The 26579-nt window shown below is 65.7% G+C and carries 24 protein-coding genes and 1 other annotated feature; of the genes, 11 read left to right on the top strand and 13 right to left on the bottom strand.

The features are described from left to right. Positions 1 to 44 precede the first annotated feature (44 nt). On the top strand, positions 45 to 1478 hold the full coding sequence (gene ahcY, locus FHY04_RS05385) for an adenosylhomocysteinase (RefSeq protein WP_037530116.1): 1434 nt from the start codon (positions 45 to 47) through the stop codon (positions 1476 to 1478). Between the two features lie 108 nt (positions 1479 to 1586). Here the strand turns inward: ahcY and FHY04_RS05380 are convergent, their stop codons facing one another. From FHY04_RS05380 to FHY04_RS05370, 3 genes are read right to left on the bottom strand one after another with little or no spacing between them, the layout of a single operon-like run. Continuing rightward, entirely contained in the window at positions 1587 to 2933 is a 1347-nt protein-coding gene (locus FHY04_RS05380; RefSeq protein ID WP_183935696.1) for a cell wall hydrolase, read from the bottom strand. Positions 2934 to 2938: 5 nt separating this feature from the next. After that, positions 2939 to 3859 (bottom strand): cysteine synthase A, encoded by a 921-nt coding sequence (gene cysK, locus FHY04_RS05375; RefSeq protein ID WP_183935695.1) that lies wholly within the window; start codon positions 3857 to 3859, stop codon positions 2939 to 2941. Beyond that, positions 3856 to 5208, bottom strand: coding sequence for an MFS transporter (locus FHY04_RS05370; RefSeq protein WP_056676181.1), 1353 nt, complete (start codon positions 5206 to 5208; stop codon positions 3856 to 3858). The genes cysK and FHY04_RS05370 overlap by 4 nt, the downstream gene beginning before the upstream one ends. 218 nt (positions 5209 to 5426) lie before the next feature. On the opposite strand from FHY04_RS05370, the gene pdhA reads away from it, so the two are divergent. Both pdhA and FHY04_RS05360 read left to right on the top strand, forming a co-directional pair. Beyond that, positions 5427 to 6476 (top strand): pyruvate dehydrogenase (acetyl-transferring) E1 component subunit alpha, encoded by a 1050-nt coding sequence (gene pdhA, locus FHY04_RS05365; RefSeq protein WP_031394777.1) that lies wholly within the window; start codon positions 5427 to 5429, stop codon positions 6474 to 6476. Further along, the gene (locus FHY04_RS05360) at positions 6476 to 7900 is read left to right on the top strand and encodes a pyruvate dehydrogenase complex E1 component subunit beta (protein ID WP_183935694.1); all 1425 of its coding nucleotides are present in this window, start codon (positions 6476 to 6478) and stop codon (positions 7898 to 7900) included. The genes pdhA and FHY04_RS05360 overlap by 1 nt, the downstream gene beginning before the upstream one ends. 50 nt (positions 7901 to 7950) lie before the next feature. On the opposite strand, the gene FHY04_RS05355 is transcribed toward FHY04_RS05360, so the two are convergent. From FHY04_RS05355 to FHY04_RS05345, 3 genes are read right to left on the bottom strand one after another with little or no spacing between them, the layout of a single operon-like run. Beyond that, positions 7951 to 8607: a TadE/TadG family type IV pilus assembly protein gene (locus tag FHY04_RS05355; RefSeq protein ID WP_183935693.1), complete on the bottom strand. Its 657-nt coding sequence runs from the start codon at positions 8605 to 8607 to the stop codon at positions 7951 to 7953. Next, positions 8604 to 9203: a TadE/TadG family type IV pilus assembly protein gene (locus FHY04_RS05350; protein WP_183935692.1), complete on the bottom strand. Its 600-nt coding sequence runs from the start codon at positions 9201 to 9203 to the stop codon at positions 8604 to 8606. Before FHY04_RS05350 ends, FHY04_RS05355 begins: the two co-directional genes overlap by 4 nt. Continuing rightward, positions 9200 to 10900, bottom strand: a complete 1701-nt coding sequence (locus tag FHY04_RS05345) for a TadE/TadG family type IV pilus assembly protein (RefSeq protein WP_183935691.1) — start codon at positions 10898 to 10900, stop codon at positions 9200 to 9202. The genes FHY04_RS05350 and FHY04_RS05345 overlap by 4 nt, the downstream gene beginning before the upstream one ends. A gap of 66 nt (positions 10901 to 10966) precedes the next feature. Here FHY04_RS05345 and FHY04_RS05340 point away from each other — a divergent pair, with 66 nt between their 5' ends. Together FHY04_RS05340 and FHY04_RS05335 are read left to right on the top strand one after the other, a co-directional pair. Further along, positions 10967 to 11686, top strand: coding sequence for a squalene/phytoene synthase family protein (locus FHY04_RS05340; protein ID WP_260171330.1), 720 nt, complete (start codon positions 10967 to 10969; stop codon positions 11684 to 11686). Between the two features lie 79 nt (positions 11687 to 11765). After that, positions 11766 to 12245 (top strand): EF-hand domain-containing protein, encoded by a 480-nt coding sequence (locus FHY04_RS05335; protein WP_183935690.1) that lies wholly within the window; start codon positions 11766 to 11768, stop codon positions 12243 to 12245. On the opposite strand, the gene trmFO is transcribed toward FHY04_RS05335, so the two are convergent. Further along, a complete protein-coding gene (gene trmFO, locus FHY04_RS05330; protein WP_183935689.1) occupies positions 12181 to 13548 on the bottom strand; it encodes a methylenetetrahydrofolate--tRNA-(uracil(54)-C(5))-methyltransferase (FADH(2)-oxidizing) TrmFO in 1368 nt (455 codons plus the stop codon). The genes FHY04_RS05335 and trmFO overlap by 65 nt on opposite strands. A 58-nt stretch (positions 13549 to 13606) precedes the next feature. Between trmFO and FHY04_RS05325 the strand changes: the two genes are divergently transcribed. Further along, positions 13607 to 14038: a DUF488 family protein gene (locus tag FHY04_RS05325; protein WP_183935688.1), complete on the top strand. Its 432-nt coding sequence runs from the start codon at positions 13607 to 13609 to the stop codon at positions 14036 to 14038. 173 nt (positions 14039 to 14211) lie between these two features. After that, positions 14212 to 14267, top strand: a sequence feature (sul1 is cis-regulatory element that is thought to sense ions involved in sulfur or methionine metabolism; They are found in Alphaproteobacteria). Between the two features lie 71 nt (positions 14268 to 14338). Continuing rightward, a complete protein-coding gene (locus tag FHY04_RS05320; RefSeq protein WP_183935687.1) occupies positions 14339 to 15820 on the top strand; it encodes a SulP family inorganic anion transporter in 1482 nt (493 codons plus the stop codon). A gap of 100 nt (positions 15821 to 15920) precedes the next feature. Here the strand turns inward: FHY04_RS05320 and FHY04_RS05315 are convergent, their stop codons facing one another. From FHY04_RS05315 to yaaA, 4 genes are all read right to left on the bottom strand, one after another. Next, complete coding sequence (locus FHY04_RS05315) at positions 15921 to 16271, bottom strand: DUF952 domain-containing protein (RefSeq protein WP_031439907.1); 351 nt, start codon at positions 16269 to 16271, stop codon at positions 15921 to 15923. Beyond that, on the bottom strand, positions 16268 to 19048 hold the full coding sequence (gyrA, locus tag FHY04_RS05310) for a DNA gyrase subunit A (RefSeq protein WP_107933066.1): 2781 nt from the start codon (positions 19046 to 19048) through the stop codon (positions 16268 to 16270). Before gyrA ends, FHY04_RS05315 begins: the two co-directional genes overlap by 4 nt. A 198-nt stretch (positions 19049 to 19246) precedes the next feature. Then, positions 19247 to 19933 (bottom strand): SDR family NAD(P)-dependent oxidoreductase, encoded by a 687-nt coding sequence (locus tag FHY04_RS05305; protein WP_056408676.1) that lies wholly within the window; start codon positions 19931 to 19933, stop codon positions 19247 to 19249. Beyond that, positions 19930 to 20679 carry a peroxide stress protein YaaA gene (gene yaaA / locus FHY04_RS05300; RefSeq protein ID WP_183935686.1) on the bottom strand — a complete coding sequence of 250 codons (750 nt, stop codon included), beginning with the start codon at positions 20677 to 20679 and terminating at the stop codon, positions 19930 to 19932. The genes FHY04_RS05305 and yaaA overlap by 4 nt, the downstream gene beginning before the upstream one ends. A gap of 163 nt (positions 20680 to 20842) precedes the next feature. On the opposite strand from yaaA, the gene FHY04_RS05295 reads away from it, so the two are divergent. Next, the gene (locus FHY04_RS05295; protein ID WP_183935685.1) at positions 20843 to 22135 is read left to right on the top strand and encodes a hypothetical protein; all 1293 of its coding nucleotides are present in this window, start codon (positions 20843 to 20845) and stop codon (positions 22133 to 22135) included. A gap of 100 nt (positions 22136 to 22235) precedes the next feature. Here FHY04_RS05295 and FHY04_RS05290 read toward each other — a convergent pair whose 3' ends face one another. Further along, on the bottom strand, positions 22236 to 22703 hold the full coding sequence (locus FHY04_RS05290) for an Lrp/AsnC family transcriptional regulator (RefSeq protein ID WP_031393257.1): 468 nt from the start codon (positions 22701 to 22703) through the stop codon (positions 22236 to 22238). A gap of 195 nt (positions 22704 to 22898) precedes the next feature. On the opposite strand from FHY04_RS05290, the gene FHY04_RS05285 reads away from it, so the two are divergent. From FHY04_RS05285 to FHY04_RS05275, 3 genes are read left to right on the top strand one after another with little or no spacing between them, the layout of a single operon-like run. Next, positions 22899 to 24716, top strand: a complete 1818-nt coding sequence (locus FHY04_RS05285; protein WP_311723764.1) for a histidine kinase dimerization/phospho-acceptor domain-containing protein — start codon at positions 22899 to 22901, stop codon at positions 24714 to 24716. Beyond that, complete coding sequence (locus FHY04_RS05280; RefSeq protein ID WP_183935684.1) at positions 24713 to 25699, top strand: polysaccharide deacetylase family protein; 987 nt, start codon at positions 24713 to 24715, stop codon at positions 25697 to 25699. The genes FHY04_RS05285 and FHY04_RS05280 overlap by 4 nt, the downstream gene beginning before the upstream one ends. Beyond that, a complete protein-coding gene (locus FHY04_RS05275; protein ID WP_183935683.1) occupies positions 25696 to 26262 on the top strand; it encodes a DNA-3-methyladenine glycosylase I in 567 nt (188 codons plus the stop codon). Before FHY04_RS05280 ends, FHY04_RS05275 begins: the two co-directional genes overlap by 4 nt. 20 nt (positions 26263 to 26282) lie before the next feature. Here FHY04_RS05275 and FHY04_RS05270 read toward each other — a convergent pair whose 3' ends face one another. Continuing rightward, a complete protein-coding gene (locus FHY04_RS05270) occupies positions 26283 to 26552 on the bottom strand; it encodes a hypothetical protein (protein WP_183935682.1) in 270 nt (89 codons plus the stop codon). Positions 26553 to 26579 lie beyond the last annotated feature (27 nt).

Raw genomic sequence — 26579 nt, 5'->3', positions numbered from 1 at the left:
CGGGCATGAGGCCCGCCGATCAAAGATTTCCAGGAGATATCCTCGTGGCCACCACGCTCGCGCCCCAGAAGACGGACGGCAAGACCGATTACGTCGTCGCCGACATCAGCCTTGCCGATTTCGGCCGCGCCGAGATCAACATCGCCGAAACCGAAATGCCGGGCCTGATGTCGCTCCGCGAGGAATTCGGCGCAGCGCAGCCGCTCAAGGGCGCGCGCATCACCGGTTCGCTGCACATGACGATCCAGACCGCGGTGCTGATCGAGACGCTGACCGCACTCGGCGCCGACGTCCGCTGGGCGACGTGCAACATCTTCTCGACGCAGGACCATGCCGCCGCTGCGATCGCCGCATCGGGCGTGCCGGTGTTCGCGATCAAGGGCGAGACGCTCGCCGACTACTGGAATTATGTCGGCGACATCTTCTCGTGGGATCGCGACGTCGAGGGCCAGACCGCTAACATCATCCTCGATGACGGTGGCGACGCGACGATGTTCGCACTCTGGGGTGCGAAGCTCGAAGCCGGCCACACGATGCCCGAGCCCGAGAACGAGGAAGAGGTCGAGATGCAGCGTGCGCTGAAGGCGTATGTCGCAAAGAATCCCGGCTATCTGACCGAGACCGTCAAGAACCTGAAGGGCGTTTCGGAAGAGACGACCACCGGCGTTCACCGGCTGTACGAGATCGCCAAGAAGGGCGAGCTGCCGTTCCCCGCGATCAACGTCAACGACTCGGTCACCAAGTCGAAGTTCGACAACCTCTACGGCTGCAAGGAATCGCTGGTTGACGCGATCCGTCGCGCGACCGACGTCATGCTCGCCGGCAAGGTCGCCTGCGTCGCCGGTTTCGGTGACGTCGGCAAGGGTTCGGCCCAGTCGCTCCGCAACGGCGGCGCACGCGTGATGGTCACCGAAGTCGATCCGATCTGCGCTCTGCAGGCGGCGATGGAGGGTTTCGAGGTCGTGACGATGGAAGACGCCGTGAAGCGTGCGGACATCTTCTGCACCGCGACCGGCAATGCCGATGTCATCACCGCCGATCACATGAAGGCGATGAAGCCGATGTCGATCGTCTGCAACATCGGTCACTTCGACTCGGAGATCCAGATCGCCGCGCTGTCGAACTATGACTGGACCGAAGTGAAGCCCGGCACCGACCTGGTGAAGTTCCCGGACGGCAAGCAGATCATCATCCTGGCGAAGGGTCGCCTTGTGAACCTGGGTTGCGCCACCGGCCATCCGTCGTTCGTGATGTCGGCCTCGTTCACCAACCAGACGCTCGCGCAGATCGAGCTCTGGACCAAGGGCGAGAACTACAAGAACGAAGTCTATGTCCTGCCGAAGCATCTCGACGAGAAGGTCGCAGCGCTGCACCTCGAGAAGCTGGGCGTGAAGCTGTCGCAGCTTACCCCGAAGCAGGCCGGTTACATCGGCGTGCCCGTCGAAGGCCCGTTCAAGCCGGATCACTATCGCTACTGATCGCCCACGCGATCTGAAGCGGAAAAAGGCCGCGTCTACCGAAGGGTGGACGCGGCCTTTTCTTTTGGATCTGACTGTTGCGTGGCGACTGGTATGCCAGTCTTTCCGTTACATATCGGTCGCTTGCGGTGCTTTCCTGACGTCCGGCTTCAACACCGGGGCCGCGGCTGCCGCTGGCGTGGCGGGCGTCTTGCGTCGCACACCGTCGAGCTCCTGTGGCGCATCTGCTTGGGGCGCAGCCTTGTCCGCCGCGGCGGGGGCCGCGCGCAGCGTCTGTCGCGCGCGCATGCACTGCGAGGGATCGGGCCGGCGGACCTGCTGGCAGTTCCACAACGCCTTTTCGTAATCGGCCGAGCGATCGCGCAGATAGCTGAACGTGATTGCCGCGCTCTGCACCGGCGTCAGCGGCGTGGCCGTTGCGGCTTTGGTTTTGTCGGCCCAGGCCATGAAACGGCAAAAGGCGCGGTCGCCGCACGCGATCGTGGCAAGCGTCGGGTAGGCGTTGGGCAGCACGCCCGGCGAGAAGGTCATCAGCACGGTATCGCCTTCGGCCGTCGCGAAGGGCGTCGAGGCGGCGTTCGCGCCGTCACCGGCGACCGCGTCATCGCCCAAAACAAAGCCGAGCGCGGCGGATGCCTCGGCAATCGCGGCATCGGCTTCTGACAGCGCGGCGGCGGTGCGGTGCGCATCCGAAATAGGCGCGAGCTGCGCGATAACCGATTCGCCCTGCTCGGGCGCGCGCCGGAAGGCCGGGGGCGTGCCCCACCAGCCCGACCAACGGAAGAACAGGTGCGACCCGACCGCGACGATCTTGTCGAGGCTCGACTGCCAATAGGGGACGACCCAGTCGGTGTGGTAATGCGTGGCATAGCCGACCGGTCGATAGACATTGCCCGACAATGCGGCGGTCGCGACGCTGCGCGCCCGGCGCCAGGCGTCCTCGGAGGGCTTCCATCGAAGCAGCGCGCCGTCGCAGCTGAAGCTGAACTGGCATCCCGTCGCGCGTGTCTCGCCCTCGAACACGACCCCGCAGACGGTCTTCGGAAAGGCGGGATGACGCAGGCGGTTCAGCACGACCTGCGCGACGGCGCGCTCGCCGACCGTGTCGTCCCCCGCCTCGTACAGCGTGCCGGCCGCGAGGCAGTCGGTCGCGCGTGCGAGGTCGTCTGCGGTACCGGCGAAGCGGAACGGCCGTGCAGCGGGGTTCGGATCGGTCGAGAACGGCACCGTGGCGTTGAACGCCCGCGCGTCCTCGGGCGCGAGGTCGACGAACCGGACCGGCTCGACCGGGGGCAGCTCTGCCTGGGGCACGACGCGCTGCTTCGGCATCGCGGCGCGCGCCGGGTGGGGCAGCGCCGGGGGATTGGTCACGACGAGCGTCGGTCCGACGATCGCCGCAGCCGCGATCGCGAGTACCGACACGCGCAGATAAACGGCGCCACGCGCATCGGTCATCGTCGTCACTGCTCCGGAAGGAAGTCCGGCACGGACAGATAGCGCTCGCCGGTATCATAGTTGAAGCCGAGGACGCGGACGTCGTCGGGAAGATCAGGGAGCTTCTGCAGGATCGCGGCCAGCGTCGCGCCCGAACTGATCCCGACCAGCATGCCCTCTTCGGCCGCCGATCGGCGTGCCATGTCCTTGGCGACCGCGGCATCGACCTCGATCACGCCGTCGATCGCCTGGGTGTGGAGATTGGCGGGGATGAAGCCTGCGCCGATGCCCTGGATCGGATGCGGGCCCGGCTGGCCACCGGCGATCACCGGCGAGGCGGCGGGCTCGACCGCATAGACCTTCAACTCGGGCCAGTGCGCCTTCAGCGCCTCGGCGACGCCCGTGATGTGGCCGCCGGTGCCGACGCCCGTGATGATCACGTCGATCGGCGTATCCCGGAAATCCTGGAGGATTTCCTGTGCTGTCGTACGGACATGCACGTCGATGTTCGCAGGATTTTCGAACTGCTGCGGCATCCAGGCGCCGGGCGTTTCGGCGACGCGCTCGCGCGCGCGTTCGATAGCGCCCTTCATTCCCTTCTCGCGCGGGGTCAGGTCGAAGGCGGCGCCATAAGCGAGCATCAGACGCCGACGTTCGACGCTCATGCTCTCGGGCATCACGAGGATCAGCTTGTAGCCCTTGACCGCTGCGACCATCGCCAGGCCGACGCCGGTGTTGCCGCTGGTCGGCTCGATGATCGTGCCGCCGGGCTTCAGGTCGCCGGCCTTTTCCGCGGCCTCGATCATAGCCAGCGCGATACGGTCCTTGATCGAACCGCCCGGGTTCGACCGTTCGGATTTCACCCAGACTTCGGAATCGGGGAAGAGCTTCGACAGGCGGACGTGCGGCGTGTTGCCGATCGTGTCCAGGATCGAGGAGGCTTTCATGGCTTGGCTTCTCCGTGCTGTGGTTCGGTCTCTAGGATCTCGGGGGGATCAAAGGTCTTCGCCGCCCCGAGTTCCGGGAACAGGCGCGCCCAGCCGATCGTGACGGCAATAGCACCAACCCCGCCGAACACCACTGCGCCGACCGGGCCGAGCAGCGACGCCATCACCCCGCTTTCGAATTCGCCGAGCTCGTTCGAGGCCGAGATCGTCAGCTGCGACACCGCGCTGACCCGGCCGCGCATCACGTCGGGCGTGTGCAGCTGGATCAGCGACTGGCGGACATAGACCGAGATCATGTCCGCACCGCCCGCGACGATCAGCGCGACGAGGCTGAGGACGAAGGCGGGATGAATGGGGAACCCCGCAATCGTGCCGGGGGTGAGCCCGATCAGCTCGACGATCGGCGTCGCGACCCCGAAGGTGAGGATCGCGATACCGAACACGATCACCGCGACCAGCATCTTGACCCCGACATTGCGCGACATCGGTCGAATCGAGAACCAGATCGCAGTGACCGCGGCACCGATCCCCATGCCCGCGGCGAGCACGCCGAGCCCCTGCGACCCGACATGCAGGATATCGCGGGCATAGACCGGCAACAGCGACGTGGCCCCCGCCAGCAGTACCGCGAACAGGTCGAGCGTGATCGTCGCGAGCACCAGCCGGTTGCGGCGGACATAAGTGAAGCCCTCGATGATCCGGGCGAGGGGGCGATGGTCGGTCTGCGCGGCGGGCTGTGCCACCGGGCCGATCAGGAACATGAACACCAGCGCGACGAGGAAGAGCAGCGTCGCCACGCCGTACGCGACCTCGGGATGGATCGCGTAGAGCAGCCCGCCGACGCTCGGGCCTGCGATCGTTCCGACCTGCCACGCGATCGAGCTGATCGCGATAGCGGTGGGGAGCACCGCCCGGGGCACGAGATTGGGCGCGAGCGCCGAATAGGCCGGGCCGGAAAAGGCGCGCGCGACGCCGAAGGCGACCGCGGCGGCGAACAGTGCGCCGAGCGTGAGATGGCCGGACCAGGTCAGCAGCCAGAGCGTCGCGGCGGTGAGGACCAGAAGCGTGGTCGTGCCGCGGACGATCCAGCGCCGGTCGAAGCTGTCCGCGACGAGCCCGGTGATCGGGGTCAGCAGGAACAGCGGCACGAACTGCGCAAAGCCGATCATCCCGAGCATGAACGCCGCCTGGCGGATGTCCATCGTCTCGCGTGCGAGGTTGTAGACCTGCCAGCCGATGACGATCGACATCGCGCTGACCGCGATCGTGCCGGCGAACCGCGACAGCCAATAGGCGCGAAAATTGGCGATCCGGAAGGGATGCTGATGCGGGTCGATCGTCGGGTTCATTGTCCCGGGCTTTAGGGGGTCGGGCGGGGGAAGGGCAACCGGAGCTTTGCTTGGGGCGGGGATAGGGGCGGGGGCGACAGCCCGCGTGTCGGGCGCGACGGATCGAGGCTCGCGGGACAGTCGCAAAATCGCATACCCCAGACGGGAATTGATGTTCGGCCCCGTCCGCGCCTATAGGCTGCGGCAACTCCCCTACGGAAAACGAGGTTTCCCACATCGTGGCCAAAGCCCCCCCAGCACGTGCAATCGCCGAGCCCCCGATCACCAACCGTGAACGGCCGGCCGAACCCAAGCCCTATGAGGCCAGCAAGGACGAGCTGCTCGCCTTCTACAAGCAGATGCTGCTGATCCGGCGTTTCGAGGAAAAGGCGGGCCAGCTTTACGGTCTCGGCCTGATCGGCGGCTTCTGCCATCTGTACATCGGCCAGGAAGCCGTCGCAGTCGGCCTGCAGTCCGCGCTCGACGGCGAAACCGATTCGGTCATCACCGGCTATCGTGACCACGGCCACATGCTCGCCTACGGGATCGACCCGAAGGTGATCATGGCCGAGCTGACCGGGCGCGGCTCGGGCATCTCGAAGGGCAAGGGCGGGTCGATGCACATGTTCTCGACCGAACATAAATTCTACGGTGGGCACGGCATCGTCGGCGCGCAGGTGTCGCTGGGCACCGGCCTCGCGTTCAAGCACAAATATTCGAACGACGGCGGCATCTGCATGGCCTATTTCGGCGACGGCGCCGCGAACCAGGGCCAGGTGTATGAGAGCTTCAACATGGCCGAGCTGTGGAAGCTCCCGATCATCTTCGTGATCGAGAACAACCAGTACGCCATGGGTACGAGCGTCAATCGCGCCTCGGCCGAGGACCAGCTCTATCGCCGCGGCGAATCGTTCCGCATTCCCGGCATCCAGGTCGACGGCATGGACGTGCTGGCGTGCCGCGGGGCCGCCGAAGAGGCGATCGCCTGGGTCCGCGCGGGCAAGGGCCCGGTCATCCTCGAGATGAAGACCTATCGCTATCGTGGCCACTCGATGTCCGATCCGGCGAAATACCGTACGCGTGACGAGGTCCAGGCGGTCCGCGACAAGTCCGACCCGATCGATCACATCAAGAAGTTGCTCGACGAGCAGGGCGTGACCGAGGCGGACCTGAAGTCCATCGAACAAGAGATCAGGAAGACCGTGAACGAAGCCGCCGATTTCGCCGAGCAGACCCCCGAGCCGGATGTCGCCGAGCTCTACACCGACGTTCTGGTGGAGTCGTACTGATGGCGATCGAGATCAAGATGCCCGCGCTCTCCCCGACGATGGAAGAGGGCACGCTCGCGAAGTGGCTCGTCAAGGAAGGCGATAGCGTCAAGTCCGGCGACATCATGGCCGAGATCGAGACCGACAAGGCGACGATGGAGTTCGAGGCCGTCGACGAGGGCACGATCGGCAAGATCATGGTCGCCGAGGGTACCGACAATGTGAAGGTCGGCACCGTCATCGCGACGCTGCTCGAAGAGGGCGAAAGCGCCGACAGCGCGCCGACCGAGGCGCGTGCGGGCGAGGCCGCCAATGCCGCGCCGAAGGAGACGCCGTCGGACGACAAGGCGCCGCCGGTTCCCGAAGGCGCGTCGCCTGCGAAGGCCGAGAGCGGCACGCAGCAGCTCGTCGCCTCGGCCGAGAAGGTCGGCAAGGCGGACCCCGCGATTCCCGAGGGCACCGAGATGGTCAAGACGACCGTCCGCGAGGCGCTGCGCGATGCGATGGCCGAGGAAATGCGCGAGGACGACCGCGTCTTCGTGATGGGCGAGGAAGTCGCGCAGTATCAGGGCGCGTACAAGGTCACGCAGGGGCTGCTCGACGAGTTCGGCGAGCGTCGCGTTATCGACACGCCGATCACCGAATACGGCTTTGCCGGCATCGGTGCAGGCGCGGCGATGGGTGGCCTCCGCCCGATCGTCGAGTTCATGACCTTCAACTTCGCGTTGCAGGCGATCGATCACATCATCAACTCGGCCGCCAAGACCAACTACATGTCGGGCGGCCAGATGCGTTGCCCGATCGTGTTCCGTGGTCCCAACGGTGCCGCGTCGCGCGTCGGTGCACAGCATTCGCACAACTTCGCCGCATGGTATGCGAGCGTCCCCGGCCTGATCGTGATCGCGCCCTATGACGCGGCGGATGCCAAGGGCCTGCTGAAGGCGGCGATCCGTACCGACGATCCGGTCGTGTTCCTCGAAAACGAGCTGATGTACGGCCGCAGCTTCGACGTCCCCAAGCTCGACGACCATGTGCTGCCGATCGGCAAGGCGCGGATCGTCCGCGAGGGCAAGGACGTGACAATCGTCAGCTACTCGATCGGCGTAGGCATCAGCCTCGAAGCCGCCGAGAAGCTCGCCGAGGAGGGCATCGACGCAGAGGTCATCGACCTGCGCACGCTGCGCCCGCTCGACACCGACACGGTGCTGAAAAGCCTCGCCAAGACCAACCGCATGATCATCGTCGAGGAAAACTGGGCAACCTGCTCGATCGCGTCCGAGATCGTGTCGGTGGTGATGGAGCACGGCTTCGACGACCTCGACGCGCCGGTGCTGCGCGTGACCAACGAGGACGTGCCGATGCCCTATGCGGCGAACCTCGAAAAGCTGATGCTGGTCGATGTTGCCAAGGTCGTCGATGCGGCGAAGAAGGTGACGTACCGGTAATCGGGTGAGCCGTTGCTGATCGCTCCGACCGGGTTCACCGGTCGGAGCGATCATGCTGCGTAGGTCGAGCACAGACTCGGCGTGACTCCCGCAACGGCGGCCAGGGTCTGGTCGTTGCGTTCGCGCACATTGTAAACCGCTTCAGCACGCAGGACCGGGGCGCCGAAGAATCGCTGCGAGACGAGCGGCTGATACTTGTAGGTCACCTCGATGAAGATCAGCGCGGTTCCGGGGGCCGCCGCAATCTTGCGACTGGCCAGTCCCATATATTGCAGGCTTGCATCGGCCTTGCCCTTGTCCTGCAGGCCATAAGCCGGCTGCGAGGCACTTGTGTTCAGCGCCCCCGTGCACCGCTGCCAACGGATCCACTGTCCCGCCTTCGTGCCGGTCTGACCATTGGGTTCGACGCTCGAAATCACGACGCGGCCGTTATCGGCAAAGTCGATATCGGTCCCTAGCAACTTCGGGCTGAGCAGGACCTCGTTGACATCGGCCTCGTTGATCGAATCCCGCACGCGTGCGACGTTGTCGGACGCGGTCGTGGCGATCTGGTTGACGCGCATCTTGGCGATCGACATGTGCGTCAGTTCGGCGCCGGCGAGACCCAGTGTCAGCAGGAACGGCGCAACGATCGCAAATTCGATCATCGCGAGGCCGCGCGTGTCCGCGAGAACCCTTGGCCTTGCGGTGCGGTCCGTCCTCGTCATGGCTTGGTACATACGACCGTCGGTGCCGCACGCGAGGTAAAGGGCTGGTTACGTACCAGCGTCGTTTCCGTGACTGTCCGGGTGCGCGTCCAGCCCATGAGCGGTCCGACCGGCGTCAGATTGGGGTATTTCACGGTCGCCGTGTAGAAGATGACGTCGTCCGCGCTACCAACACCGTCATCGCCAGGCGTCGCGTCGTAAATGCCGTTGTTGTTCGCATCTTCGAAACAGTCCCCGAGATTGAACGTGCCGCGCGGGTCCGTGTCCGACGTGATCTTCTCGGGCTTGCCGACATTCGAGAAGTTGTAATAGCGGCGCGTCGACACGGTGACATATTCTGCCGGGACGACGGCGCGGACCTCGGCCTTGATCGTTGCGCTCACGTTGGCCGCGGTCGTGTTGCCGACCGTGGTCAGCCGTGATGCCTTTGCGAGCGCGCCCTGTACCATGGCCTCGACATAATTCTGATACCCGACCTCCAGGATCATCATCAGCAACCCGATCAGTAACGGTACGATCAGAGCGAATTCGACGATCGTTGCGCCCGCGACGTCTGCCGCAATGCGCCGCCTTGCCGGCGCTAATCGCGCGATCACTGGCTCACCCGTAGCGATCCGACCTTGGTGCCGATTTCCTTGAACTTCTGGATGAGCGCGGCGGAGGTGGTGATGCCTGACGCCATGGAAGGCTGTGTCGCGCAATCCCGCATGTCGTTGGTCAGCGTGGTCGAAAACGCAATGACGTACAGCTGGATACCCTGCGCCCTGGCAGCATTGCAGGCCATGCGAAATCGCTGGAGATGACGCGACAGCTGCGCTGCGGCGAGCTGGGTGGTATTGCCCGTCGTCGTTCCAAGCACGCGCTTGTCGCGCTCCTCCGCGCCATAGGTCGTATAGACGTCCAGGTAAGGCGACAGATCGCCGTCGGTCATGAAGATCATGAACTTCCTGACCGAGAAGCCGCGAAGCTTTCTTGGATTGTCCGGATCGCTCTGATTGTTCGTTTCGGGCGTTGCCGATGCGAAGATGCCGTCCGATGAGATAAACCGGGCGCCCCATATCATGCCGATATCATGATAGGTGCCGCCAAGAGGTTGCAGGTCATTGAGGTATTTCATGAAGCCGGCCTTGTCGCCGTAATATTCCTTCAGGCGGCTGGCCTCGCTGGCGCAGTATTTCGGGTCGGTATAGATGGCGCGCCGGTCGGGATCGAATTCCGTCTCGGGCCACCACGGCGCCCAACGGCTGGCGTCCGAGTTCGGCAACCGGTTGATGTCCAGGTCCCACGCGTCCGACGGTGCCGTCGTCAGCGATCCGCCGTCGATCGTCGTGTTGTTGGTCTGGCGCTCCTCGATGCACCCGGCCCATTTCGATGTCGCCGTGCTGGGCGATCCGCCAGGCGTCGGTACCGAGGCGCCCGTCTTGAACGTCGCGGTGTTCAGCGTCGCCTGCTGGTAGGTCCAGTAGTTCGAGCAGACCCCCCAATAGCTTGAATAGCTGCCGTCATACGCGTTGCACCAGTTCAGCGAGCTGTAGACAGGTCCGCCGGTCCGGGCCCGCGTCTGATAGGGTGCGCTGTTGCGGATATAGCTCGCATCCTTGGCATAGACGAGCCTGCCGACATTGACCGTCGCATTATAGGGCACAAAGCCATAGCGAAGCCTAAGGTTGTTGTTGTGCAGCTGGTTCTGTGCAGACTCCAGGGTGTCGTAGAGGGACTCGGACGCATCGCGCAGCGCCTGCATCTTCGATCCGGATTGTTCGATCTCGCCGCAGGCGTCATTGGGGCGGCTCGTCGGGCAGTTCATCGATCCCGACATGTCGAGGACGAGCACGACGTCCGTGCCGACGAAATCCTGCGTCGCTGCGCAGGTGATCGACAGGGGCAAGGTGTTGAACCCGAAGATCTTCATCACCGTGGTCGGTATCGCGGTCGTCGCGGTGATCCGGACGGTACCAACGGCGGGAACGGTGACCACGGGAGTGAACGGGGTCGTGTCGAAGGCCCCGCTGGGGAAGTTGAAGTTGAAATAGTTTCTGGCTTCGGTTTCGACGTCGCTCGTCAGCGTCGGGCCCGCCAGCAGGCGCCGCGCCGCCAGCGAGCCCGCGTCGCAGGCCTGCTGCAGCCGGTCACGCGCGACATAGGCGCGTGACATGTCCAGCCCGGACCCGACCATGGCCAGCAGCGGCATGATCGCGAAGGCGACGATCACCAAAGTGTTGCCTTTGACGTTCCGTCGCAGACGCGCGAGGAACGTCAGCGCTGCAAATTTCGGGGCAATCGTCTTGGCCATGGATGTCCCACTGGATCTTGATCGCGCACCCATGCCCGGCAATCCGGTAAGCCCGGCTCAAGAGATATGGTTAACGTGGTCGGGGGGCGTGCCCTGCGGCGCGTTCGCAGCTATGGCAGCGCGATGGTCGACCCTGCCAACATACCCAATCCCGAGCGCGCGCTTGCCCTGAGCTACGCCCCGGCCTCGACCCGGCCCGGGCTTGAGGCGCTGTTCGCGCTCGACACGGCGCTCGGCACGATCCTCAAGACGACGCGCGAGCCGATCGTCGGGCAGATGCGGCTGACCTGGTGGTATGAGGCGCTCGGTCGGCTCGACACCGCGCCGCCGCCGGCCGAGCCCGTGTTGCAGGCGCTCGCACACCATGTCGTGCCGCAGGTCGGCGGCGCGACGATCGCGACGATCGCCGAGGGGTGGGAGGCGCTGCTTGAAACGCCGCTCGACGATGCAGCGGTCGAACGCTTTGCCCGTCTGCGCGGCGGGCAGCTGTTCGCGGCGGCGGCATCTTTGCTGGCGGTGTCGGACGATCGCATCGCGGCGGCGGGCGAGGGATGGGCGCTGGCGGATCTGTCGCTGCGGCTGTCGGATCCGCAACGCGCGGCAGGCGTGGCCGCGATGGCGAACAAACGGCTCGACATGGCGCTCCACGGCCGCTGGCCACGACGCGCACGATCGCTCAGCGCACTCGCACTGCTGGCGCGGGCCGATCTTACCGCGCCGGAGCAACCGGCCGGCAGCCCAAAGCGGGTCGGCCGCCTGCTGCTGCACAGACTGGTCGGATACTGACCGGTTCGTTTGAGATCGGCGCGCTGCGGGACTAGCCTTGCGCCTGGACGGGGACGTCCGGGGGTGGGGGAGACCGGGGATGTGGCGATACCTGACGGGCGGCGCGGCGCTGATCGCGCTGATCGGTGCGGCGATACTGGGCTTTGGCGGCAAGGTGCGATCCGGGCCAGTGCTGGCACCACAACCCACCGCGCAGGCGCAGACCCAGGCGGGGGCGGATGGCGGAATCGATCCTTTGCCGAGCATGGCACCGCGCGCGACCGATGCGACGCGCGAACAGCGGCGATTTCAACGGTATGACAAGGATCGCGACGGCGCGGTGACGCGCGACGAATATCTGGTCGCGCGGCGCAAGGCCTATACGAAGCTCGACGTCGATGGCGACGGGCGGCTGTCGTTCGACGAATGGGCGGTCAAGGCGACGACCAAGTTCGCCGGTGCGGATGCGGACAAATCGGGCGCGATGACCGCGCCCGAATTTGCCACCACCGCGGTCAGGCGGAAGCCGTCGTCTCGGGCTGCCTGTCCGCCGATTCCGCCGTCGTCTGAGGAGAGTTGAGCCACGCCGCCAGCGCCGCGCGGCCGCGATCGGTGTACATCCGCTTGCGATCGGTCTTCTTGGTGCGGCCGGGGATCGGCGGGAACAGCCCGAAATTAACGTTCATCGGCTGATAGGTCTCGGCCTCCGCCCCACCGGTGATGTGGCCGAGCAACGCGCCGAGTGCGGTCGCAAAGGGCGGCGGCGTCAGCGTCTGGCCGTTCAGCTCGGCGGCGGCGAACCGGCCCGCGAGCAGGCCGATGCCGCAGCTTTCGATATAGCCCTCGCACCCCGTGATCTGCCCGGCGAAGCGGATGTTCGGCCGCGATTTCAGCCGCAGCATCGCGTCGAGCAGCTCGGGCGATCGGATGAAGGTGTTGCGATGAAGGCCACCCAGCCGCGCGAACTCCGCATTCTCGAGGCCGGGGATCGTGCGGAACAGCCGGACCTGATCGGCATGTTTCAGTTTGGTCTGGAAGCCGACGATGTTCCAGAGCGTCCCCTGCGCATTGTCCTGGCGCAGCTGGACGACCGCATAGGGCCAGCGCCCGGTCTTGGGATTGTCGAGCCCGACGGGCTTCATCGGGCCATAGCGCAGCGTGTCGACGCCGCGCTCCGCCATCACCTCGATCGGCATGCAGCCATCGAAATAGGGCGTGTCCTTCTCCCAGTCCTTGAACGGCGTCTTCTCGCCATCGACCAAGCCCTGATGGAAGGCGAGATACTGGTCCTTGTCCATCGGGCAGTTGATGTAGTCCTTGCCCTCTCCCTTGTCCCAGCGCGAGGCGAACCAGGCGGTCTCCATGTCGATCGAGTCGCGGTGGACGATCGGCGCGAGCGCGTCGAAAAAGGCGAGTGCCTCGCGGCCGGTCTCGGCGCCTATCCCTGCGGCGAGCGAGGCGGCGGTGAGCGGGCCGGTCGCGACGATCGTCGGGCCGTCGGGCAGCGCGTCGATGCGTTCGCGGACGAGCGTAATGTTCGGATGCTGGTCGATCGCCTCCGTCACGCTGTTCGAGAAATTGTCGCGGTCGACCGCGAGCGCGGAGCCGGCGGGGACGCGGTGGATATCCGCCTGACGCATGATCAGCGAGCCGAGCGTGCGGAGTTCCTGATGGAGCAGGCCGACCGCATTGCTCTCCGCATCGTCGGATCTAAAACTGTTCGAGCAGACGAGTTCGGCGAGGCCGTCGGTCTGGTGCGCGGGCGTGGCTTCGCCGCTGCCGCGCATTTCGGAGAGGCGGACCTTGAGGCCGGCTTCGGCGAGCTGCCAGGCGGCTTCGGATCCGGCGAGGCCGCCGCCGATAACATGGATGTCGTGGGTCATTCCCGCCAGATAGCGCCGGACGCTTGCCGTGTCAGCGGTCCAATCCCACTTCGTTCTCATGAAGATCTTCACGATCGGCTATGAAGCCACCACGATGACGGACTTTCTCGCGGCGCTGACGCGGGCCGGGGTCGAGCGGGTGATCGACGTCCGCGCGCTGCCGCTGTCGCGTCGGCCGGGCTTCTCAAAGACATCGCTTGCAGCATCGTTGCGCGAGGCGGGAATCGATTACACGCATCTGAAGGCGCTCGGGACGCCGAAGCGCGGGCGCGACGCGGCCAAGAAGGGTGACGTCGCGACGCTGACCGCGGTGTATGACGAACAGCTCGAACTGCCCGAGGCGCAGGCACAGGCGGCGATCATGTTCGCGCTCGCAGCGGAGAAGCCGAGCGCGCTGCTGTGTTACGAGCGCGACCCCTGCCATTGCCACCGGACCCTGCTGTTGCAGGCGGTGGGCGAGGGGGCCGAGGTGGTGGACCTGTTTACGTGATTTTCGACGGGCTTGACCCTCCGTCATCCTGACGAAAGTCAGGATCCAGAGCCACGAACGGTGAACTTCAGTAACTCTGGATCCTGACTTTCGTCAGGATGACGGGGTTGTGGAGGAAGCGTGGCAGACCGTGTTGCAATGCAGCACCGTATCCGCTAGCAGGCCCGCATTCGCTTGGACCCGGTGCAATTCCGGGTGGCTATTCCGGCCGCCGATCCGCCGGACAACGCAACGACGCCATTGTGAACACCCGCGACCGAAAGCGTCGCCGCGGTTCGTGCGTCCTATGCGGACACATCCATGACAATTTCTGCTTTTTCTCGTTACCGCGCCGAGTGGTATAGCGGCCCGACGGCCGCGCGGCGTGACATTCTCGCCGGCATGGTCGGTACCTTCGCGCTGATCCCCGAGGTCATCGCCTTCTCCTTCGTCGCCGGCATCGATCCCGAGGTCGGCCTGTTCGCTTCGTTCGTGATCGGCATCGTCATCGCCTTTGCGGGCGGGCGCCCCGCGATGATCTCTGGCGCGGCGGGCTCGGTCGCGCTGGTCGCTGCCGCGCTCGTTCATGCGCACGGGCTTCAATTTCTCCTCGTCGCGACGATCCTCGCGGGCATGCTGCAGATCGCGTTCGGGCTCGCCAAGCTCGATGTGCTGATGCGGTTCGTCTCGCGCTCGGTCCATGCGGGGTTCGTCAACGCACTCGCGATCCTGATCTTCTCGGCGCAGGTGCCGCAGATGGTGGGGGTCAGCTGGCAAGCCTATGCGATGATCGCGGGCGGGCTTGCGATCATCTATCTCGTGCCGCGGATCTCGAGTGCGATCCCGTCGCCGCTGATCTGCATCGTCGTGCTGACCGCAATCGCTATGTGGTTTCCGATGCCGCTGAAGACGGTCGGCGATCTCGGGCGGCTGCCCGATTCGCTGCCGTCGTTCGGCTTGCCTGACGTGCCGCTCAGCTGGAATACGCTGCGCATCGTCGCCCCCTATGCGCTTGCGATGGCGGCGGTTGGGCTGCTCGAATCGATGATGACCGCGAATGTCGTCGACGAGCTGACCGAGACGCGCAGCTCGAAGGCGCGCGAATGCACCGGGCTCGGGCTCGCCAACATCGCCGCGGGTGCGTTCGGCGGGATCGCCGGGTGCGGGATGATCGGCCAGACGGTCGGCAATGTCCGCTATGGCGGCACCGGACGGCTGTCGACGATGGTCGCCGGCGTGTTCCTGCTCGTGGTGATGGTGCCGTTGCGTCCCTGGGTCGCGCAGGTGCCGGTCGCGGCGCTGGTCGCGATCATGATCATGGTGTCGATCAGCACCTTCTCCTGGGGGTCGCTGCGCGATCTGGTGCGGCATCCCAAGGTGTCGAGCGTCGTGATGCTGGCTACCGTCGTGGTCACCGTTGCGACCCACGACCTGTCGCTCGGCGTCGGGGTGGGCGTGCTGCTGAGCGGCGTATTCTTCGCGTGGAAGGTCACGCGGATGATGGATGTTGTGGTCGACTACGATGCGGCGAGCGATACGCGAGTCTACAGCGTGACGGGACAGGTGTTCTTCGCCAGTGCGGATATCTTCGCGGACCGGTTCGACCTGCGTGAGGAGGCCAAGCATGTGCGGATCGACCTGACGGGCGCGCATCTCTGGGACGTCACCGCGGTCGGTGTGCTCGACGATGTGGTCGCCAAGCTGCGGCGGCATGGTGCGGTGGTCGAGGTCGTCGGGCTGAACCAGGCGAGTGCGGTGCTCGTCGACCGGCATGCGCCGTTGATGCGCGATTTGGCGGCGTGATCGGGTAGCGGGGGGCGGTCTGAACGACGGTCGTCGTTGCCGCCCCCTCCGTCACACTTTGCCTGCCACCTCCCCCTGGCGGGGGAGGATGGTCAGGGCTTTAGCCGGCTACGGGAAGCTTCACCTGGCCAGCATCGTCGCGTTCGAGCGGGCTGTAGGACAGCACCGTCTCGAGCAGGAGCGGACCGTTATAGATGTGCGGGAAGAGCTGGCCGCCGCGCGACTCTTCCCATGTCACGTCGTCGCCGATCGCTTCGAGATCGACTGCGGCGACGTACAGGTCGGACTGGCCGGTGAAATGCTTGTCGACCGTCTCGGTCAGCTGCGCCGCCGTCGAGAGATGGATATACCCATCGGCCAGATCGACCGGTGCGCCGGCGAAGCTGCCGCTTTCCAGCGACGCCAGCTGCTCGCCCGTCAGCACCTTGTAGGCGATAGGGTCGCGGCTCATTCGCCGTCCCCCTGGCCTTCGGTCGGATCGCCCGCCGCCGTGTCCTCGCCGATCGTCGCGCCGGTGTCGGGCGCCAGCTCTGGCGTTGCGTCGGCCAGGTTCACTTCGGCGTCTTCCTCGGTTTCCTCGATCCGTGCGGCCGAGACGACATGCTCGCCCTTGGCCACGTCGAACAGCTTCACGCCGGCCGAATTGCGGCTGATGACGCGCAGGCTCGCCAGCGTCGTGCGGATCAGCTTGGCCTGGTTGGTGACCAGCATCAGCTGATGGCCCTTGGCCGCCGCAAAGCTCGCGACCACCGGACCGTTGCGGCCGATATTGTCGATGTTGGTGATGCCCTGACCACCGCGACCGGTGCGACGATAGTCGTACGCGCTCGACAGTTTGCCATAGCCGTTCTCGCAGACCGTCAGGATGAACTGCTCGCGATCCTTGAGATCATTGTAGCGCTCGTCGCCCATGCCGTGATCGCCCTCGCGCTCGCCCTTCCAGGGGGCGAACTTCAGGTACGTCTCGCGTTCTTCGGGCGTCGCGCCGACGCGGTGGAGGACCGACAGCGAGATGACCTCGTCGTCGCCCTTTAGCGTCACGCCGCGCACACCTGTCGAGGTGCGGCTCTGGAACTCGCGGACGTCGTCGCCGGCAAAGCGGATCGCCTTGCCGAGGCGTGTCGCGAGCAGGACGTCGTCATGCTCGGTGAGCAGCGCGACGCCGATCAGCTTGTCCTCCGAACCCTCTTCGAAGCGCATCGCGATCTTGCCGTTCGACGGCACGTTGGTGAACGCATCCATCGCGTTGCGACGGACGAGCCCGCGCTGCGTCGCGAACATGACGTGGAGGCGGCTCCACTCGCTGAGATCCTCCGGCAGCGGGAGCACGGTCGAGATTGTCTCGCCCGGCGCCAGCGGCAGCAGGTTGATCATCGGGCGCCCTCGGGTTGCTGGGCCACCCTCGGGCAGGCGCCAGACCTTGTAGCGATAGACCTTGCCGAGGTTCGAGAAGAACAGCACCGGCGTGTGCGTCGAGGTGACGAACAGCTCGGTGACGACATCCTCGTCCTTGGTCGACATGCCCGCGCGGCCCTTGCCGCCACGTGCCTGCGCACGGAACGTGTCGAGGCTGGTGCGCTTGATATAGCCCTGCATGGTCACGGTGACGACCATGTCCTCGCGCTCGATCAGATCCTCGTCGTCGATGCCGTTGGCGGCAGCGGCGATCTCGGACCGGCGCGGGGTCGCGAATTCGTCGCGGATCGCGATCAGCTCGCCGCGCATCACCTCGTACAGCTTGGCGCGATCGGCGAGGATGTGGAGCAGCTCGGCGATCGAGGCCGCGAGCGTCTTGAGTTCGTCGCCGATCTCGTCGCGACCCAGCGCGGTGAGGCGGTGGAGACGGAGGTCGAGGATCGCGCGGACCTGCGGCTCGGACAGCTTGTAGATGCCCTCCTGCTGCTTGTCCTCGACTGCCTCGACGAGCGCGATGTACGGCGCGATCTCCGCGACCGGCCATTCGCGCGCGAGCAGCTTGCCGCGGGCTTCGGCGGGGCTCGACGATCCGCGGATGATGCGGACGACTTCGTCGAGGTTGGTGACCGCGATGACGAGGCCGAGCAACAGATGCGCGCGCTCGCGAGCCTTGGCGAGTTCGAACTTCGAGCGGCGGGTGATGACCTGTTCGCGGAAGGTGATGAACGCGCCGATGATGTCGCGCAGGTTCAGCAGCTCGGGGCGGCCGCCGCGGATCGCGAGCATGTTGGCGGGGAAGCTCGACTGCGCGGGGGTGTGCCGCCAGAGCTGGTTGAGCACCACGTCGGGGGTCGCGTCGCGCTTCAGGTCGATGACGATGCGCACGCCCATCCGGCTCGATTCGTCGCGAATGTCGCTGACGCCTTCGATGCGCTTGTCCTTGGCGGCTTCGGCGATCTTCTCGACCAGGCCGTTCTTGCCGGTCTGGAACGGGATTTCGGTCAGGACGATCGAACGGCGATCGCCCTTGCCCTCTTCGACGACGTGGCGCGAACGGACGATGATCGAGCCGCGGCCGGTCTCGTAGGCGGACTTGGCGCCTGCGCGGCCGAGGATGATCGCGCCGGTCGGGAAGTCGGGCCCGGGGACGATCTCGAACAGTTCCTCGGTCGTGATCGCGCCATTGTCCATATAGGCAAGGCACGCGGCGATCACTTCGCCGAGGTTATGCGGCGGGATGTTGGTCGCCATGCCGACCGCGATGCCGCCTGCGCCGTTGACGAGCAGATTGGGGAAGCGCGCCGGCAGCACCGACGGCTCGCGCTCCGACCCGTCGTAATTCGGCGTGAAATCAACGGTATCCTTGTCGAGATCGCCGAGCAGCGCATTGGCGACCTTGCCTAGGCGGGCCTCGGTGTAGCGCATCGCCGCGGGCGGATCGGGATCCATCGAGCCGAAGTTGCCCTGACCGTCGATCAGCGGCACGCGCATCGACCAGTCCTGGGTCATGCGGGCCAAGGCGTCGTAGATCGAGCTGTCGCCGTGCGGGTGATATTTACCCATCACGTCACCGACGATACGCGCCGACTTGCGATACGGCTTGCCCGCGACGAAGCCGCTTTCGTGCGCGCCGTAGAGGATGCGGCGATGGACGGGCTTCAAGCCGTCGCGGACGTCGGGGAGCGCGCGCGCGACGATCACGCTCATCGCATAGTCGAGATAGCTCGACTTCATCTCGTCGACGATCGAGATGGTGGCAATGCCGGCTGGCTCGCCGCCGGTGGGTTCGGCGAGCATGGTCTCGTCGGTCAAATCTGAAGGCTTTCGGCTTGTTTCGGTACGATGACACACCTTAGCCGAGGGGGGACCACCTTACTACCCCCGCGCACGCGTACGCGCGGGGAGAGGAGAGGTTTCATCGGTATTTGCGGGTGATTGTGGGTTGTCGGCGCGACGCGTTATGCCAGCTTTCGCCGGGGTGACGGATGTCGGGGCAGGCGAAGGCGCGCGTCAGGGGGTAATCTCGACCCCGTCCCACGCGAACAGCTTCCCGCTGTCGGGCGCACGGAGGCCGTCGATCACGTCGAGCAGCTGGACCGCCGCCCGGTCCGGCTTGAACAGCGTGCCGGGCGTCACATTGCCCTGGAACGGCTGCGACAGACCGGTGTCGACCGTACCCGGATGAAGCCCGACGACGATGCCGCTAGAATTGCGCCGCTTGTCCTCGATCGCGATCGTCCGGACGAGCTGGTTGAGCGCCGCCTTCGACGCACGATAGCCGTACCAGCCGCCGAGCTTGTTGTCGCCGATGCTGCCGACCCGCGCCGAGAGGACCGCGAACACGATCCGCCCCGCCTTGGGCATCGTCGGCAGAAAATGCTTGGCGACCAAAGCGGGACCGATCGCGTTGATCGCGAAGTTGCGCGCCATCCACACCGGATCGAGATCGCGCATCGCCTTTTCAGGCCCCTTGTCGCCCGCATGGAGCAAGCCCGTCGCGACGATCACGAGCGTCGGCGACCCGACCTTCGTCGCTGCGGCGGCGATGCTCGCTTCATCCTCCAGGTCCAGATGGCGATCGCCATCGGCCGACCGCGAGAAGCCGTGGACGGCATCGAATGTGCCCTCGTCGCGCAGCGCCTCTTCCAGCGCCTTGCCGATCCCGCCCGAGGCGCCGATGACGACCGCGCTGCTCATCGGCGCACGAACCGCCACTGCGCGTCGGTACTGCCAGCCGCGTCATAGGCATAGCCGTCGGTGTCGAAGCCCTTCATCCCCTCGATATCGTCGATGCGGTGCTCGAGCATCCAGCGCGCCGCCATCCCGCGAGCCTTCTTGGCGTGGAAGCTGACAAATTTCTGGGCCTCCCCCTCGCGGAAATCGAACGCGACGACGCGGATCCCGGCGGGCAGCTTGCCATCGGCCGCCGCCCAATATTCCTGGCTGGCGAGGTTGAGGATCGTCCCTGAGCCTTCGGTCGCGACGTCCTCGGCCAGAAGCTTTGCGATCCGGTCGCGCCACCAATCGGTCAGCTTCTTCTGACGGGGTGCCCAGCGGGTCCCCATTTCGAGTCGGTAGGGGCGCATCGCGTCGAGCGGACGGAGCAGGCCGTAGAGACCCGACAGCATGCGCAGATGATCCTGCGCATAGTCCACCGCCGCCTCGTCGAGCGTCTTCGCGTCGAGCCCGGTATAAACGTCACCTGCGAACCCAAACATCGCAGGGCGTTCGGGCAGCGTGTCGAAATCGCCGAACCGGTCGGCATTGAGCTTCGCGAGCGCCGGCGAGATGTGCATCAGTTCGCTCAGCCGCTTCTGCGTCAGATGCGCCGCCGCATGCGCGAGCGTCGTCGCCTCGTCGGCGAACCGCGGCTGTGTGGGGGTGACGGGGGGCAGGGCGGTCTCATAGTCGAGCGTCTTGGCGGGCGAGAGGACGGCGATCATGCGGGTCACCTAGCCGTGCAACCCGGCGCGTTCAATCGGCGTTCAGTGCGCGGGACACATAAGGCGTGTCTTCACCCTGATTCCCGCTGCTTGCTTGAACGCAATCGGCCACACCCATATAGCGTCGCGCCAAGTCGCAGATACGCACGAGGAGAGTTCCCGCATGAAGACCATTTCGAAACTCGCACTGGCCGCGGTGCTCGCCACCGGGGTGAGCGGCATGGCACTTAGCGTTCCGGCCATGGCCAAGGACAAGAAGGAAGAGGCCAAGGGCGGTCTCAAGCTGAGCCCCGAGGTCCTGAAGGCCGCACAGGTCGCACAGCCTGCGATCGCTGCGAAGGATTTCGCCACCGCAGAGCCCGCGCTCGCGCAGATCGACGCAGCCGCGAAGACCGACGACGACAAATATATCGGCGCCGCGCTGCGCTATGATCTGGAACAGCAGAAGCTGGCCGCCGCACAGGCCGCCAACCCCAATGCTCCGATCAACGAGACTGTCCTGGCCGGTCCGCTCGACGTGCTGATCGTCAATCCGAGCACGCCTGCCGACATGCGCGGGCGCTACACCTATCGTCGCGGCGCGCTCGCGTTCAACGGCAAGCAGTATCCGGTCGCGATCCAGTATTTCCAGAAGGCCAAGGCGCTCGGCTTCACCGATCCCAACCTCGACCTCCAGATCGTCAAGGCGAAGATGGAAAGTGGCGACGTGAAGAGCGGCCTCGCCGATCTCGACGCGTCGGTGACGGCATCGACCGCGGCCGGCCAGAAGGCACCCGAGGATTTCTATCGCTATGCGATCAGCAAGGCCAATGCCGCCAAGCTGAAGCCCGAGACCTTTGCTTGGCTGCAGAAGTACGCGGTGGCCTATCCCTCGCCCAAGACGTGGCGCGACGTGATCGTAACGTTCGGCCTTCAGCAGAACGGCGTCGTCACGCTCGACGAGACGCAGAAGATCGACCTGTTCCGGCTGATGCGCCAGACCAAGTCGCTCGCCGATCAGAACGACTATCTTGAATATGCGGACAGCGTGAACCGTCGCGGTCTGCCGAGCGAGGCGCAGGCCGTGCTCAAGGAAGGCATGGCTGCGGGCAAGATCCCGGCGACCAACACGATGGCGAAGACCCTACTGGCGGATACCGGCACGGCGATCCGCAACGACGGCCCCTTGTCCGGGCTCGAGAAGAAGGCCGCGAGCAACGCCGATGGCAAGCTGGCTGCCGGCACCGCTGATGCCTATCTCGGTCAGGATAACTACGCCAAGGCGATCGAACTCTATCGCCTTGCGCTCAGCAAGGGCGGCGTGAATGCCGATGACGTCAACCTGCATCTCGGCATCGCGCAGGCGAAGTCGGGCGACAAGGCTGGTGCGGCGACCTCGTTCGCGGCCGTGAAGACCACGCCGCGTCTGGAGACGGCGCAGCTCTGGACGGCCTGGATGAACGCTCCCGCCGCCTGAGCGGGTGGCAGAAATGGAAAAGGGGGCGGCAGCGATGCCGTCCCCTTTTTTTGTGCCCCGCGTCGGAGGGGGCGCTGCGGATGCGGCGTCGAACTTGTGCCTAGTCGAGCGTGACGGGAATGCCCGACAGCGCCTTGGCGGTGCGGATCGTCAGCGAGGTCTTCACGCTGGCGACATTGGGGGCAGGGGTCAGGTGCGTGGTCAGGATTTCCTGGAAGCTCTTCAGGTCGGCGGCGACGATCTTCAGGATGAAGTCGATCTCGCCGTTGAGCATGTGGCATTCCCGGATCTCGGGGATGTCGGCGATGTGCGTTTCGAACGCGGCCAGGTCGTGCTCGGCCTGGCTGCGCAAACTGACCATCGCGAAGACGGTGATCGGGAAGCCAAGGCGGCCGGCGTCGAGATCGGCGTGATAGCCGCGGATCGCGCCCGCTTCTTCAAGCGCTCGGACGCGGCGCAGGCATGGCGGCGCCGTCAGCCCGACCTGGTCTGCTAGGTCGACATTGGTCATCCGACCGTCAGCCTGCAAAAGCGACAGGATCTGGCGATCGATCCGGTCAAAACTCATTACGTGTAACTCCCATGAAACGCGTCAAACACGGCGATCGACCCTCCATAGCGATAAGATTGTTGCGGCGAAACGCAATTGTCCCACATCGCCACGGCATAACCATGCACGCCAATTCTGTTGTTCCTTCCAAGGCCGCCTCAGGGTATGACAGCTTGATGACGCAGGCGGTGCAGCGTCCATTCGGGGAACTCCGTGCGCTTCGACGACAGCCTGAAGACCGTGCTATCTGCCGACATGGCCACGGATTTCGGTGCTCAATCGGCGTGGCGTCAGATGGTCGACCTGATCGGACGCGGGCGTAGCCCTGCCGATGCTGAGTCGCTGGCCCGGTTGCAGGCGCTGCGCAAGCTGGTCCCCGACACGGTTCGCGCGGCAAGCGCGCGCGCGCTGGCGTTCGCGAAGCCCGATGTCGCACTGGTAGGGTTTTTTGCCGAAGACACCTTGGCGATCGCCGCCCCCGTGTTGCGGACCGCGATGCTGCCGGCGGATGACTGGCTTGCTCTGCTGCCTCAGCTGACCCCGGCGGGCCGATCCGTTCTGCGGCATCGGAAAGATCTGCCCGAGCCCGTCTGCCGCGGTCTTGAGAGTTTCGGATCAACCGATTTCGTCCTCGCGCATCATCCGGCGCCGTCCGAGGCTGCTCCCGCGATCAACCCCGGTGCAGAGGTGCAGCTTTCTGTCGATGACGTGGTGCCCGCACCTGCCGTCGAGGCTCCAGCGGAATCACCGTCGTGTCCGACCATGCCGCGCACCGCGTCGCCCTTTGTCACGCTCGGCGCGATTACGCGCGGTCTGCCAGTCGTGGCCGAAGCGCTGCGTCACGCGGCGGTACCGGCGACCGACGCCGCGCCCGAGCCCGTCGCGAAGCCTGAGCGGTTCGAGATTTCGGACCTCGTCAAACGAATCGACGCGTTCAATCGCGACCGGATCGTGCCTGAGGCGACGGACTTTGCCGCGGAGGTTGCCGACAGCTTCCGCTACGAAACCGATCCGACGGGCGTGATCCGCTGGGTCGACGGCGTGTCGCGCACGGCGCTGGTTGGCGCCTCGCTGGCCTATGCCGCCGTTCAGGGTGAGGTTCAGATCGACGGAGTCGCGGCAGGCGCCTACCGGCGGCGCTCCGCCTTCGACGCGGCGCGGCTCCAGATCGGCGGTTTGTCGAGCGCTGCCGGTGCATGGCGTATTTCGGGTGTCCCGGCCTTCGATCCCGCATCGGGGCGGTTTACCGGGTTTCGCGGCACCGCCCGCCGGCCGCGGCGCGATGAGGTTGCGTCGCTCGGTGAGCCGTTGGCCGCGCCCAAGTCGCCGGTTTCCGATTCGTTGCGGCAACTGGTGCACGAACTGCGCACGCCGACCAATGCGATTGCGGGCTTCGCCGAACTGATCGAGACCGAATTGCTCGGCCCGGTCCCTGCAACCTATCGCGAACGCGCGGCGATGATCCGGAGCCAGGCGTCCGAACTGCTGGCCGCGATCGAGGATCTGGATACCGCGGCACGGATTGAAGGCGATGCGCTCGAACTGCGCCCGACGATCGTGCCCGTCCTGCCGTTGCTCGACGGCGTGGTGCGTGACCTCGCACCGCTGGCGGCGTTGCGCGGCGCCCAGGTCGTCATCGATCCGTCGGCGGCCCATTGCGACATCGCCGGTGACGACCTTGCTGTCGAACGGCTGGTGGGGCGCCTGCTGGCGACCCTCGTATCGGCCTGCAGCGCGGACGAGATGCTGATGGTCGCGGTCCTGTGCTGCGGCGATACGGTGGCGCTGCGCTTCGATCGGCCTCGCGCGATGGCGGTGCACGACACGAACATCCTGCTGAGCATCGACAACGACCGCGGTCACGAGCGCGATGGCGCCCCGTTGCTGGGCACCGGTTTTGCGCTGCGGCTGGCGCAGAATTTTGCGGTCGAACTGGGTGGGCACATGGCGTTCGAGTCCGAACACATCATCCTCACGCTACCTGCCGTTGCGGCCGAACGGATGGAGCGCGTTCTCGACCGGTTTCGGTGAACGGCGCGCGGTACAGGCTGGCTTCACCGCCGGAGCCCATCGTCTGGCGGCCGGGTTTTGGCCCGCGCTACACGCTGTTCGTCGATGTCGAGGAGCAGTTCGACTGGAACGCGCCATTCGAGCGTACGCGACATTCGACGAGTGCGATGGCGGCATTCCCTGAGGCGCATGCGCGGTTCCGCGAGCAGGGCGTCGCGCTGACCTGTCTGGTCGATTATCCGATCGTCGACGACCCCGCCGCCGTCGAGATCCTGCGCGACGTCGTTGCCGATGGCCGGTCGGAGATCGGCGCGCAGCTGCACCCCTGGGTCAACCCGCCCTTTCGAGAGCCGCTGACCCCGGCGATGAGCTTTGCGGGAAATCTTCCCGAAGGCCTCGAAGCCGCAAAGCTCCGCTTTCTTACCGACGCGATTGCCACGGCGTTTGGCCGACGCCCGCGCGCGTATCGCGCCGGTCGCTACGGGGTTGGCCCGGACACGGTCGCGACACTCACGGCGCTCGGCTACCGCGTCGATAGCTCGGTCCGGCCCGGCTATGACTATTCAGCCGAGGGCGGGCCCGACTTTTCGTCGAGCGACCCGCGTCCCTGCCGCCGGGGCGCGCTTCTTAGCGTGCCGTTGTCAACGCTGTATGTCGGCGCGCTGCGTGGTCACGGTGCGGGACTGTACCGCGCGCTGGGGCGAGTGCCCTATGCGCGCGGTGTCGCGTCGCGACTGGGGCTGTTGTCGCGGGTCGCGTTGACGCCGGAGGATATGCCGATCGGCGCAGCGTTGGAGGCGGTGACGATCGCGGTGGGCGAGGGGGTCGAACTGCTCAACTTCGCCTTCCATTCGCCGTCGCTCGTCCCCGGCAACACGCCCTATGTCCGCGACGCCGCTGATCTGCGGGTGTTCCATGACTGGTGGTCGGCGATGCTGACCCGGCTCGACCGGCTGGGCGTGCGCAATGCGTCGCTCGACGAAATCCTGGAGAATGCCCTGTGACGACGCACCCTTCGCGCTGTGGCTGGGCGGGGCACGATCCGCTGATGTGCGCCTATCACGACACCGACTGGGGCGTTCCCGAACGCGACGGACGCGCGCTGTGGGAAAAGCTGATGCTCGACGGTTTCCAGGCGGGACTTGCCTGGATCACCGTGTTGCGAAAGCGCGAGGCGTTTCGCGCCGCCTTTGCCGGGTTCGACCCGGAACAGGTCGCGCGCTTCGACGAGGCGGACATCGCCCGGCTGATGGGGAACGCCGGCATCATCCGGTCGCGGGCCAAGATCGAGTCGACGATCGGCGGCGCGCGCGCGGTCCTCGCGATGCGCGACGCGGGTCTGGATTTCGCGACCTATTGCTGGTCGTTTACCGATGGCGCGGTATTGCTCGGCGACGGTGCCAAGCTGGTGACGCAATCGCCGCTATCGGCCCAAATCGCAGCCGATCTCAAGAGTCGCGGGTTCAAGTTCGTCGGTCCGACGATCGTCTATGCCTGGATGCAGGCGGTCGGGATCGTCAATGATCACGAAACCACGTGCTTCCGACGCGCGGAGCTCAACGGCTAGGACGCGACAGGTCGGCGCGGTCACAACGCGCGACGGTGCTTTCCGCCATAGCGACGGCCGATATAGTCGCCGATATGCGCAACCTCGATCGCCGCTTCGCGCACTGCGCCGTTCTGGCAGGGCATCGGATCGCTGGCCGGTTCGGCGGCGCGGCGTTGAACCGTCGCGCAAAGCTCCTCGATGTCGGCGCGCGACAGGATGTTCTTCTCGCGCAACAGGCAGATCAGGCTTTGCAGGATGACGAGGTTCTTGTCCTCGGGATCGGCTTCGAGCCGTAGCGGCGTCGTCACTGTCTCTCTCCTTATGTTTATCCAGTG

This window comes from Sphingomonas sp. BK481, assembly GCF_014194875.1.
In the GTDB taxonomy this organism is placed as follows: domain Bacteria; phylum Pseudomonadota; class Alphaproteobacteria; order Sphingomonadales; family Sphingomonadaceae; genus Sphingomonas; species Sphingomonas aerolata.
The sequence above is the reverse complement of the archived record's forward strand: the minus strand, read 5'-3'. Positions and strand labels throughout refer to the sequence as shown.